Origin of the sequence: Streptomyces mauvecolor (genome assembly GCF_039532965.1) — a bacterium.
GTDB lineage: Bacteria > Actinomycetota > Actinomycetes > Streptomycetales > Streptomycetaceae > Streptomyces > Streptomyces violascens.
Window position 1 is genome coordinate 302,531 of record NZ_BAAASQ010000016.1, and the last position, 11,583, is coordinate 314,113.

Annotated in this window: 9 protein-coding genes and 3 pseudogenes; 7 read left to right on the forward strand and 5 right to left on the reverse strand. The window is 70.0% G+C overall.

What is annotated here, in order from left to right; translation table 11 throughout:
- The first annotated feature begins 457 nt into the window (after window positions 1–457).
- The 4 genes from ABD346_RS22650 (at window position 458) to ABD346_RS22665 (ending at window position 6,856) form a co-directional block, all read left to right on the forward strand.
- Window positions 458–2,695 (forward strand): MMPL family transporter, encoded by a 2,238-nt coding sequence (locus ABD346_RS22650; protein WP_344377140.1) that lies wholly within the window; start codon window positions 458–460, stop codon window positions 2,693–2,695.
- 91 nt (window positions 2,696–2,786) lie between these two features.
- Window positions 2,787–4,379: a serine/threonine-protein kinase gene (locus ABD346_RS22655; protein WP_344377142.1), complete on the forward strand. Its 1,593-nt coding sequence runs from the start codon at window positions 2,787–2,789 to the stop codon at window positions 4,377–4,379.
- 218 nt (window positions 4,380–4,597) lie between these two features.
- A complete protein-coding gene (locus tag ABD346_RS22660; protein ID WP_344377144.1) occupies window positions 4,598–5,863 on the forward strand; it encodes an NAD(P)/FAD-dependent oxidoreductase in 1,266 nt (421 codons plus the stop codon).
- 153 nt (window positions 5,864–6,016) lie between these two features.
- Window positions 6,017–6,856, forward strand: a complete 840-nt coding sequence (locus tag ABD346_RS22665) for a serine hydrolase domain-containing protein (protein ID WP_344377146.1) — start codon at window positions 6,017–6,019, stop codon at window positions 6,854–6,856.
- A gap of 28 nt (window positions 6,857–6,884) precedes the next feature.
- Here the strand turns inward: ABD346_RS22665 and ABD346_RS22670 are convergent, their stop codons facing one another.
- Window positions 6,885–7,466: a MepB family protein gene (locus tag ABD346_RS22670; protein ID WP_344377148.1), complete on the reverse strand. Its 582-nt coding sequence runs from the start codon at window positions 7,464–7,466 to the stop codon at window positions 6,885–6,887.
- A gap of 32 nt (window positions 7,467–7,498) precedes the next feature.
- Here ABD346_RS22670 and ABD346_RS38645 point away from each other — a divergent pair.
- Window positions 7,499–7,925: pseudogene (locus ABD346_RS38645) on the forward strand (transposase); the annotation flags it as partial.
- Window positions 7,926–7,969: 44 nt separating this feature from the next.
- On the opposite strand, the gene ABD346_RS22675 reads toward ABD346_RS38645, so the two are convergent.
- Complete coding sequence (locus ABD346_RS22675) at window positions 7,970–8,155, reverse strand: hypothetical protein (RefSeq protein WP_344377190.1); 186 nt, start codon at window positions 8,153–8,155, stop codon at window positions 7,970–7,972.
- Between the two features lie 28 nt (window positions 8,156–8,183).
- Window positions 8,184–8,303, reverse strand: a pseudogene (locus ABD346_RS22680) (hypothetical protein); the annotation flags it as partial.
- A 141-nt stretch (window positions 8,304–8,444) separates the two neighbouring features.
- Between ABD346_RS22680 and ABD346_RS38650 the strand changes: the two are divergent.
- Window positions 8,445–8,948, forward strand: coding sequence for an RICIN domain-containing protein (locus ABD346_RS38650; RefSeq protein ID WP_381228105.1), 504 nt, complete (start codon window positions 8,445–8,447; stop codon window positions 8,946–8,948).
- Between the two features lie 40 nt (window positions 8,949–8,988).
- Here the strand turns inward: ABD346_RS38650 and ABD346_RS38655 are convergent.
- Window positions 8,989–9,696, reverse strand: a pseudogene (locus ABD346_RS38655) (winged helix-turn-helix domain-containing protein); the annotation flags it as partial.
- A 130-nt stretch (window positions 9,697–9,826) separates the two neighbouring features.
- Window positions 9,827–10,261, reverse strand: a complete 435-nt coding sequence (locus ABD346_RS22685; RefSeq protein ID WP_344377150.1) for a hypothetical protein — start codon at window positions 10,259–10,261, stop codon at window positions 9,827–9,829.
- 199 nt (window positions 10,262–10,460) lie between these two features.
- Between ABD346_RS22685 and ABD346_RS22690 the strand changes: the two genes are divergently transcribed.
- On the forward strand, window positions 10,461–11,583 hold a 1,123-nt coding region (locus tag ABD346_RS22690; protein ID WP_344377153.1), incomplete at its 3' end, for an IS4 family transposase.

Here is an 11,583-nt window from a genome sequence, read left to right on the forward strand (position 1 = left end):
GGTAGTTGCCGGTCGTCGCCGGGCCCGGCACCCGGCACCCCCTCGGCCGCGCCGGGCCCGGGTTCGGGCGACTCCTGAGCGCCACCGGCCCCCGCGCCCCGCGTCTCGCCCCGCCCCACCTGTCGCGGCCCGCGCATGTCCGTCCCCCCTCTGTCCGTCCCGGCCAGCGTGTCACGGTCGTCGCCCTGTCGGCACCGGCGCCCGGGCGAGACCCCGACCAGGACCACGGTCCTGGTCGCCGGACCGGCCGGGCCCCTGGGCCCCCGGCCGGATCATCCCTGGCCAGGACGCCGGGCCGCACCTCCCCCTGATGGGCTGGAGAACGGCCGGGAGCACCCGGCAGACGTACACCGCTCCCAGGGAGTGCGACGGGTCAGGGCCAGGGCCGCGACGCCTGGCACGGCCTGTCCGCCCCCTCCCCGTCGGGCACCCCCCGACCCGTCCGCCGGAGGACCTCGTGATCCGCGCCCTGACCGGATACTCCACCCGACATCCCTGGAAGGTGATCGCCCTCTGGGCCGTCCTGGGGTTCGCCCTGATCGCCCTCGCCCCGACCCTGTTCGCCCGTGTCACCCAGAACCAGACCGGCGACTTCCTGCCCCGCAGCTACGATTCCGCCGCCGCCCTGCGCATAGCCGAGGAGCGATTCGGGGTGGATCCGGACACCACCACGGTGACCGTCCTTGTCGGGCGGGCCGACGGCCAACCCCTCGGCACCGCCGACCACAAGCGCGTCGAGGCCGAGGCTGCCAAGCTCGGTGGGCGGCGGGTCGACATGCCGAGGGAGGACGACGCGCCGAAGTTCCTGGTCCCGGACCGCTCGCAGACACCCCGTATCGCCCCGGCGATGACCGCGCCGGACCGGAGCTTCGAGCTGCTCTCCGTCGAGCTGGCCGGGAACCCCTCGGACACCGGTGTGCAGGGCGTCTACCGGGCCTTCCGGGACGCCGCCCGGACGCAGTTCGCCGAGGCGGGGATGCGTACGGGCTTCACCGGTGCGCTCGCCGACACCGTGGACACCACCGACGCCAACAAGACCGCCACAACAGTCGGCGGCGCCCTTCTGACGGGGCTCATCGTCCTGCTGAACGTGCTGGTGTTCCGCAGCGTGCTGGCGGCGATCCTGCCGCTGCTCGCGGTCGCGGTCATCGGCGGCGCGGCAGCGGGCGCCGTCGCGGTGGCCGCGATGCTCACCGGGCTCAAGCTCGACGCGAGCACCCCGGGCCTGATCAACGTGGTGCTGCTCGGCATCGGCATCGACTACCTGCTGTTCCTGCTGTTCCGCTTCCGCGAGCACCTCCGGTCCCAGCCACAGCAGTTGGCGCGCGAAGCGGCCGCTCAGGTGTGTGCCCGGGTGGGCACCGCCATCACCTCGGCGGCGCTGACGATCGTGGCCGCGTTCGCCACCCTGGGCGTCGCGACGTTCGGGCAGTTCCGCTCGCTCGGCCCGGCGATCGCCGTGGCGGTCCTGGTCATGCTGCTCGGCAGCCTCACCCTGATGCCGGCGCTGCTCGCGGCCGCCGGGCGCAAGATGTTCTGGCCGTCCCGGGCGCTGCGCCGCGAGCCGCGCGAGGGCCGGGCCGCCCGCCTGGGCGCACTGGTCACGCGGCGCCCGCTGCTGATGCTGACCGCGTCCGTCGCCCTGCTCGCCGCGCTGGCCGCCGGCCTGATCGGCATCCGTATGGACTACGGACAGGGCGGCGGCTCGGGCGACACGACCCCGGCCGCCGCCACCGCCGCCGAGATCTCCCGCGCGCTGCCGGCCGGCGTCTCGGACCCGACCAGCGTGTACGTCACCGCCAAGGACGACGGCCCGCTCACCACCGCCCGCCTCGACGGCCTTTCCCGCGCGCTCACCCAGGTCAAGGGCGTGGGCCAGGTCGCGCCGACCGTACTGAACAAGGACCACCGGGCCGCCCGCATCGACCTCTACCCGAACGCCGACCCGCAGAGCCGCGAGGCCCGCGACCTGGCCTCCGGGCCGATCAGGGACACGGTCGCCCGGCACACGCCCGCAGGGACGGCGGCCCATGTCGGCGGAACGCCCGCGATCATCGCCGACATCTCGACGGCCGTGGACCACGACCTCAGGATCGTCTTCCCCGTCGCGGCCGCACTGATCGGGCTGATCCTGCTGCTGCTCCTGCGCAGCCTGCTCGCCCCCGCGATCCTGATGATCTCGGTCGGGCTCGGCTTCGCCGCCACCCTGGGGGCGGCGACCCTGCTGTTCCAGCACGCCCTGGGCAAGCCGGGCGTGAGCTTCACGCTCCCCCTGGTCCTGTTCCTGTTCGTCGTGGCGCTCGGCACGGACTACAACATCCTGATCACCGACCGGATCCGGGAGGAGATGCGCCGCCCGGGCCCGGCCCGCGCCGCCGTGGCCCGCGCCGTGCGCCACACGGCACCGGCCGTCGCGACGGCCGGCCTGGTCCTCGCCGGCTCGTTCGCGAGCCTGGCCACGACGCCGGGCAGCGAGCAGGTCGCCTTCGCGATGGCGCTGGGCATCATGCTCTCCGCGCTGGTCCTGTCCCTGGTACTGGTCCCGGCCCTGGCCGCACTGCTGGGCCGCTCCATGTGGTGGCCGGTCCGGCCGGTCCCGCAGGGTGCCAAAGAGCCCGGGGCTGCGACCTATGCGGCTCCGCCGCACGGGCGCGCCCAGCCGGACACAACCCGCACCCACCAGCCAACCCATTGAGGAGCGCGGGGAACTACGCAAACCCACCCCCACCCCCGGAGGGCGCCCGCACTATCCTCACCCCGTCGAAGCAAACAAAGCGGGGGGCACCATGGACCGCACTCAGAGGCTGGGTCCGGGCGACCCGGAGCGAATAGGCACGTACCGCCTGCTGGCCCGCCTGGGCGCAGGCGGCATGGGCCAGGTCTACCTGGCCCGCTCGGACCGGGGCCGTACCGTCGCCGTCAAGCTCGTCCGCCCCGACCTCGCCGAGCAGGACGAGTTCCGGGGCCGGTTCCGCCAGGAAGTCATCGCCGCGCGCCGGGTCGGCGGACAGTGGACGGCGCCCGTCCTGGACGCGGACACCGAGGCACCGGTCCCGTGGGTCGCCACCGGTTACGTCGCGGGCCCCTCCCTCCAGTCCGTGGTGGCGGGCCCGCACGGCCCGCTGCCGGAGCATTCCGTACGGGTCCTGGCGCGGGGCCTGGCCCACGCGCTCAAGGACATCCACGCGGCCGGCCTGGTCCACCGCGACCTGAAGCCCTCCAACGTCCTGATCACCATCGACGGCCCCCGCGTCATCGACTTCGGCATCGCCCGCGCCCTGGAGACCGGCGCCGAAGCCGGCCTGACCCGCACGGGCGCGCTGGTCGGCTCGCCCGGCTTCATGGCCCCCGAGCAGGTGCGCGGCGACCGGATCACCCCGGCCTGCGACGTGTTCTGCCTCGGCTCGGTCCTGTCGTACGCGGCGAGCGGCAGGCTGCCGTTCGGGGAGGCGTCGAGCGGGGTGCACGCGCTGATGTTCCGCATCGCGCAGGAGCCCCCGGACCTCGACGGCGTACCGGAGTCCCTCCAGGAGCTGATCGGCGACTGCCTGCACAAGGACCCGTCGGCCCGTCCCACTCTGGACCGCATCCTGGAACGCGTCCCCGAGGACACCGCCGACCCGTGGCTGCCCGCGCCGCTGGTCGCCCAACTGGGCAGCCACGCCGTGCAGTTGCTCGACATAGAGAACCCGGGCGGCACCGAAGTGACCCCGGATGCGCACACGGCCCCGACCCAGCTGAAGCCCCCGCCGTCGTACCCGCCCCCACTCCCGCCCCCGTCCTTCGGCCCGTACCACTCCCCCGCCCCGGAGCCCCCGCCGGCCCGCAGCGCCAAGTCGACGGCGGCGCTGATAGCGGTGGCACTGGTGGTTGCGGTGGGCGCGGGCGGCTCGGTGTACGCGTTCATGAGCAACGGCGACCAGCAGGGCGGGACGACGGCCACCAACTCCCCTCACCCGTCCGCCGGTTCGACGGATTCCGGAGACGTGAGCCCGGACGGTACGGGTACGACGGCACCCCCCACCCCCGTCGACGGCGTACCGCAGCCCTACCTGGGCAGCTGGTCCGCGGTGATCCCGAGCAACTCCGGTGACAACACGCGCCACTTGGTGATCCGGGCGGGCCGGGCGGGCGACAAGGTCCTCACCCTGACGGCCGACGGAGAGGGCTACCACTGCATTTTCGAGGCCCGCCTCACGGAAACCCCCGCCTCGTCCGACACCCCGCTCCGGATCGGCCCGTCCGAGGTGGCCCCGGGCTCGACAGGCGCCTGCAACCCGGGCAAGCCCAGCACCGTAACCCTGATGCCGGACGGCCGCCTGCACCGCCAGACGGTGGGGACGGGGGAGTTCCTCGATTACACGAGGGTGGGTGACTGAGCCCCGAGGGACGCGGATGACCTCGCTGGGCGCAGTCACCCTCCCTCCAATCGGCGGCAGCCGGCCGGGATTTCGTACGGCGTGAGGGATGCGCGGTGCCGGGGGCGTGAGCCACTCTTGGAGCGACCTTGAGGTGTCCATGAGACAGGCGCCGTCACCACCCCGGTCGGCGATGGTTCGCGCGGACCGCAGCACACCCCGAAGGGGGCGATCAGCGCATGGCCAGGTCTGAGAGCGCGGGATACGACTACGACGTCGTGATCGGCGGAGCCGGCCTCGCGGGCAGTGCCGCGGCGATCCTGCTGGCCCGGCGCGGTGCCCGCGTCGCGCTGCTTGAACGCCGCGCGGACCCCGAGGCGTACAAGGCGCTGTGCACCCACTCCATCACGGCCAACGCCTACCCGGTGCTCGACGAACTCGGCCTCGTCCCGGCCCTGGAGAAGGCGGGCGCCGTCCGCAACACGGCCCGCTGGTACACCCGTTGGGGCTGGATCGAGCCGAGGCCCGCGCCGATGGGCCCGGAGCTGCCGTACGCGTACAACGTCCGGCGCAGCACCCTCGACCCGCTGATCAGAAGCCGTGCGGCACAAACCCCGGGGGTCGATCTGCTGCCGGGGCACCAGGTGACGGGGCTGGTCGGGGAAGCCGGGCGGACCGTGGGGGTGCGTGCCTCGACGCCGCAGGGCGAGCGCGAGATCCGGGCCCGCCTGGTGGTCGGCGCCGACGGCAAGGACTCGGCCGTGGCGAAGTTCGCGGGGTCGCCCACCCGGAGCCACGAGAACGAGCGGTTCGGCTATCTCGCGCACTTCCGCGGCCTTCCGCTGCACGGCGGGATCGGTCAGGCCTGGTTCCTCGAACCCGACATGGCGTACGCGTTCCCGAACGACGACGGGGTGACGGTCATGGCGGTGCTCCCGGAAAAGAAGCGGCTGCCGGCCTTCCGGGAGGACCTGGAGGGCAGCTTCCTCTCCTTCGTCCGCGCTCTCCCCGAGGCACCGCCCATCGACTCCGCCGAACGCATCACGAAGATCACCGGCACGGTCAACTACCCTTTGCACACCCGCAGACCGACCGCCCCGGGCCTCGCCCTCATCGGCGACGCCGCCCTGACCAGCGACCCCCTGTGGGGAGTGGGCTGCGGGTGGGCCCTCCAGTCCGCCCAGTGGCTGACCGAGGCCGTCGCCCTTGCCGCGACCGGCCGGGGCGACCTGGACAGGTCACTCGCGGCGTACGCCCGCGAACACCGCCGCCGCCTGCGCGGCCACCAGTACCTGGCCGCCGACTACGCCCGGGCCCGCCCGTTCAACCCCATAGAGCGCCTGATGTTCTCGGCGGCAGCACGCGACGCATCCCTGGCCCGCCACATGCACCTGTTCGCCTCCCGCCTGATAGGCCCCCGCCAATTCCTGAACCCGGCGGCACTGGCCAGGGCATCGGTGGTCAACATCAGGCATGGCAGGGGGGCTGCGCGGCGGGGGCGTTGAGCGGGGCCGCCCCTCCTCAGCGGGTTCCCCGACTCGCCGAGAGGGACGGTGGAGGTGTGTTGAGCCAAGCGCCAGACGTTCGGCACCTCCCTCCATCCGCTCCACCACCGGCCGGGCTGGTGCCCGCGCGCTCGAAACTGAAAGCCTCCCCCCATGCGTCCCGTTCCCACCTGCATACTCAGCAGCGCCGATGCCGCTCGGGCCATGGACGGCCACGATCTCGACCGGTACGTCCAGATCGGCTCGCTGACCAAGCCGCTCACCGCCACCGTGCTGACACGCCTCGCCGAGGCCGGGGAGCTCCAACTCGACGATCCCGTCGAGCAGTTCCTTCCCGCACCACCCGGCACAGGCATCACCCTGCGCCACCTCGCCGCCCACACCTCGGGCCTCCCCCGCCTGCCGCCGAACCTGCACCGCCGCGACCCGTACGCCCCCTTCGACGCCCAGGCCCTGGACGCGCTGGTACGCCGGCTCGACACGCTGGCCACCGCCCCTCCGGGGCATGCCGAGGAGTACTCCAATTTCGGGTACGCGATCCTCGGTGCGGCTCTCGTCGAAGCGGCGGGTGCCGATTACGAGGAACTCCTGACGCGCCACATCCTGGCCCCGCTCGGCGTCACGGAGGTATCCGTGAGCCCGCCGCCGCATCTGCGGTTGCACCGGACCGGGAGGTTCGGGCGCCCGGTCCGCCCCTGGACCATGGACGGCGCCATCCTGCCCGCCGGCGGACTCTGGGCCACTCCCCGCGCCGCCGCGCGCCTCACCGTGGACCTGCTCGTCGAGCAGAAGCTGGGCGAACCCACACCGTTCTGGCAGACCGCGGGCCCCCTCCGCTGGCACAACGGCGCCACCCGCGACGCCTCCGTCTTCACCGGCGCCCTCCCCGACGGCACCTGGGTCCTGGTCCACCGCCTCTCGGGCGATGCCGAGCAGACCGACGAGATCGGGATCGAACGGCTACGTAACATCGCCGGGCAGAACGCGAGTTGAGCGTGCCCGTGGCTGAACCCGCGCCGCCCTACGGGTGGAAGAGCTCCCGAGCGCGAACGGAATCGACGGGCTCGCCCCGATCCAGGCGCAGGAAATGGTCCAGCTGCCATTCCTGCGACTTGGCGGCCTGGCGGTTGGTGGTGGTCACCCAGGGTGGGTAGACCCGGAAGGCTCGTTTCCCGCCCGCACCGTCCACAGATACGACCCCGTGCCGCCGAAGCGCATCCACGGGAAAGACGAACTGGCCGAAGTGGTGCCGGTCAGGGGCACGGCAGCTGATGACGAAGAGGTCCACGGGATCCGCCACGTCGAACGGCTCGATGGGCCCACCCGGAGACCTCTTCCATACGGTGACGAACTGGCCGACCTTCGTGGGAGTCGTCTTGGCCACGCGGAAGCGGACGGCGAGACCGTCCAGGGTGAATTCATGGGCCGCGTACTCGGCACTTTCGGATTCGGGAACCGGCTGCGAGCAGACGAATCCACACGGGTCGTAGACGAGCTCTTTCGCCGCGAGCAGATCAGTGTGGGGGGAAGTGGTGTCCGACCACGGTACGAGTCCGAGTCCGATCGAGTGCGGATCGGATGGGCGCCCGTGGTTCGTCGTCATCCGTCCACCCTGTCACAGAGGAATGCGTGCGGACGACCCGGCGCCGTAGGCCACGACTGATCTACCGCTCCACCTTGACCGCGGCCTCGCCAAGGGGAAACGCAAGGGCTTAACCGAGACCGACTACGCCCGCCTGCTGGATGCCGCCCACCAGCAGCTCAGCGGGCCTGTCGTGCTGGTGTGAGACACACCTGAACACGCAAGGTCAGCCGCGCCATGCAGGAGCTGATCGCCGCCCGATTATGGCTAACCGTCGACCAGTTGCCGCCGTACGCTCCCGAGCTCAACCCCGTCGAGGGTGTGTGATCGCACCTGAAGAGGTCACTGGCGAACCTCACCAAATACAACCTCGACCAGCTCACCGCGCTGGTGAAGACCCGACTCAAACAGATGCAGTACCGACGCGGACTCATCGAGGGCCTCATGGCTAAGACCGGACTCGACCTCCCACATCCGTAACCCCAGCCGTTAAAGATCTCTGTTGCCTCGTGATCCTGTTCGTATCACTTCGAGTTGCTTGCAACGAGTTTCCTGATGTTGGTCTGGACGAGGCGGACCTTCGCCAAGATCTCTTCGGCGGTGGCGGTCCAAATGAACGGTTTGGCCTCGGAGTTCCGGGGGTCGATGTCGTTGCGGATCTGCGTGATCAGGACGATCGCCTTCCAGGCCGGCCAGACCACGCCGGGCATAACGGGACTTCCACCGGTCCCCGGTCGGCAGCGACACGCCGAGCAGCTCAGCAACGTCCTTGCGCCGACGCCCCTCGCCCGACCACAACACGATCCGCGCCCGCGCGGACACATCCGCAGGCACATCCCGTAACGCCGACGGAATCACGACTCACTAGTTACCGACTCCCAATCAGGTACAAATAGGATACTTTATCCTAAAAATATACCACTTATTGACAGGGATGATCATGATTGTGTATTTTATGCTTTACTGTTTTTAATGCGATGCCGTGAGGTTTGAATCCACATGAGATTTGGCAAGATTTTCGGTGTAACTGCTGGCGCCAGCCTGCTCTTTATCGGAGTGGGCACTGGCACGGCAAATGCATCCGGTTCAGCGATAATCGAGAATCAGCATAGCGGTCTCTGTATTGGTGTGGGCAGCCAGCGCGGAAATGGTGCCCCTGCCATCCAATGGGGCTGTGTCCCCGGCGGTGTAACCCCATCGGATATGAAATGGAGCCGCTGGGATGGTTCGGCCAGTGATGGAACCGCCGTCACACTCCTGAGGAATCATTACTCCGACAAGTGCCTGGGTGTCGGGTCCAGTCTGGCAAATGGCGCCGGCGTCATACAGTGGGACTGCAACAACGCGTCGGATGAGAAGTGGTGGTTCGAAGACGGCGAGCTCCGGAATGTCTATTCCGGTAAGTGCCTGGGGACCGGATCAAGCCAGAGTACCGGCACCCAGCTCATCCAATGGGATTGCAACGGTGCATCGGATGAGCGGTGGAGGATGTACTCCGTCTAGACATCTTTAACGGCTGGGGTTACGGATGCAGTAGATCAACCTTGGCGGGGCCGCGGTCAAGGTGGATGCGGTAGATCAGTCGTGGCCTACGGCCGTCCTTCGTGCAGATCAGCGCAGCCAGCGAGACACGTTTCGTGCCCGCGGCGGTGACCTTCACGACCGGTGTGTGGCCACGGCGGGCCCAGGAGCGGCCCCTGGGCGGCCTCAAGCCCTAACCTGCCTCGTCCCCTAGAAGCAGACCCAGGCGCCCAGGTCCGCCGCCCTCTTTTCATGACGGGCCACCGCTTGTCCTTCCAGGCGGCGTTCCTCGACTCATCCCGCTCGGTGGCCTTGCGGGCTGGGACCTGCACGCCCCAGCCGATGCGATGTAGCAGCAGACCGAGCTGGCCCGCGTGTAATCAACGCCAAACCGGCAGCGCAAGACCTCGGCGATCCTCGCTAGCGTCCAGCACTGGTCGCTCCAGCCATACGCGGCCGGGCCAGCTTCCAACAACATCCCCAGAGCACGCAGTTGACTGGCACTGAGCTTGCACCGGGCACCGCCAGGACCCTTGGAAACCAGGGCCTGCCGTCCACCCGAAGCCAGTGCCCGACGCCAGTGGTTCGCCGACATCCGGGTCACACTGAACCGCTGGGCCACCACCCGGTCACCGGCTCCGGCCTCGATCAAGTCAGGGGCCGAGAACCGGACTTGTTCGCGCCGATCCCACTCCTCGGCCGTCAGTCCACCGCCATCGGTATGCCTCATCCCTCGGCATAGCGCGGCCGCCACCAACCGTCACGACCCGGCGTAAACCCAGCCGTTAAAGATCTCTAGTGCACGGGCAGGACTGGCAGGACCCGATCTCCGGCCGGAGGGGCATGCGGCCTTCGGTCGCTTACGGCCGCCGGCCACCGGAATCACCCGCCTCGCGGAGCCGCCACACCACCGAGTTCAGCAGCGGCGTGTGGACGAACCGGTCCGGGCCCGACGGCACGCACCGCCACGACAGCGGCCACGTGCGCCCGCACAGCGCCGGGACCGGTACGTAACTCACCCTGTCAGGGCCTGAGTTGAACGGTACGGCCAGCTCGGGCCAAGGCCTGTGGGGCGTGCTGCGCGGCGGCACCAGGAAGTACACGGGTCGCCGCCCCACCGAATCCGCCACGATCGGCCCCGGGTCACCCCCGGTCAGCTCCTCCATCAGGTCCGCCACACAGCGCCCCGCGTCCCCTTCGATCCGTACGGCGTCGAATTGCACGCCCGCCTTTCTCAGGTGGAACCCGGAGAGCGGAATCCAGTCCAGGTTTGCCTCGCCGATTTGCGTATCCACGAGGACATTTTCGGTCCGTCCCGCTAGCGTTTTCCATGGCCTCATGGGGACCGTCGGGGAGCCGTTGACCAGCCCCAACTGCCTTTGAGGCCAGTCGAATTCGACGGGGTTGAGTTGTGACCGGTTGAGACCCAATGCCACTTAGCTTGCTGTGATCTTCGCGCCCCTGACAGCGTGCTCCGCGGCTATCGTCGTGCCCATGGCGGCAGTTGAGGGGACGTCGGGTGTCGGTCTGGCCGAGTGGGTGTCCCTGGGAGTGCTGGCCGAGGCGGTCCCCAGGGACGTGGTCGATGAGGCGGTGGTCGCCGCCGGGCGAGGGGCGCGTCGTGCGGGCGGGAAGCTGCCGCCGCACGTGATGGTGTATTTCGCGATGGCTCTCGCGCTATTCGCTGACGATGACTACGAAGAGGCGATGGCCAAGCTGGCCGGCACGCTGCGCGCGTGGGGCTGCTGGGATCCGGCCTGGGCAGTGCCCACCTCCGGCGGGCTCACCCAGGCCCGGGCCCGGTTGGGGTCCGGGGTGCTCGCGTCGGTGTTCGCTCAGGTCGCCCGGCCTGTCGCGGAGGTCATGACACGCGGGGCATGGCTAGCCGGGCGCCGGTTGATGGCGATCGACGGGGTGGTGTGGGAGGCGCCTGACAGCCCGGACAACCGTCAGGCCTTCGGAGTGAGCGGCTCGGGCCACTATGCCTCGGCGTTCCCGCAGGTGCGGATGGTGACGCTGACCGAGTGCGGCTCGCACGCGCACACCGCCGCTGCCATGGACGGCATCCGCACCTCCGAGCAGGCCCTGGCCCGGCACATCTGGCCCGAGCTCGAAGCGGGCATGCTCGTTCTGGCCGACCGCAACTTCTACACCTTCGCCGACTGGTGCACCGCTGCCGACACCGGCGCGGATCTGCTGTGGCGCGTCTCCAGCCAATTGCGGCTGCCCGTGCTCAAGCTGCTGTCCGACGGCTCCTATTTCTCAGTGATCCACGCTCCGATTCGCGGCGGCGCCCGCCAGAACCTGCTCACGCGGGCCGCCGTCGGTGACGAGCTCGACCCCACGCAGGCGCGCCTGGTGCGCGTGGTGGAGTACGAGGTCACCGACCGCGGCTCGGACGACGAACGGGAGGTGATCTGCCTGATCACCACGGTGTGTGAGGCGACCGACGTGGACGCTGCGCAACTGGCCGACGCCTACCACGAACGATGGGAACACGAGACCGGGTTCTCCCAGATCAAGCGGCATCTGCGGGGCCCAGCACGGGTATTGCGTTCGCGCGGCCCCGAAATGGTCCGCCAGGAGCTCTACGGTTACCTCCTGGCTCACTACGCGC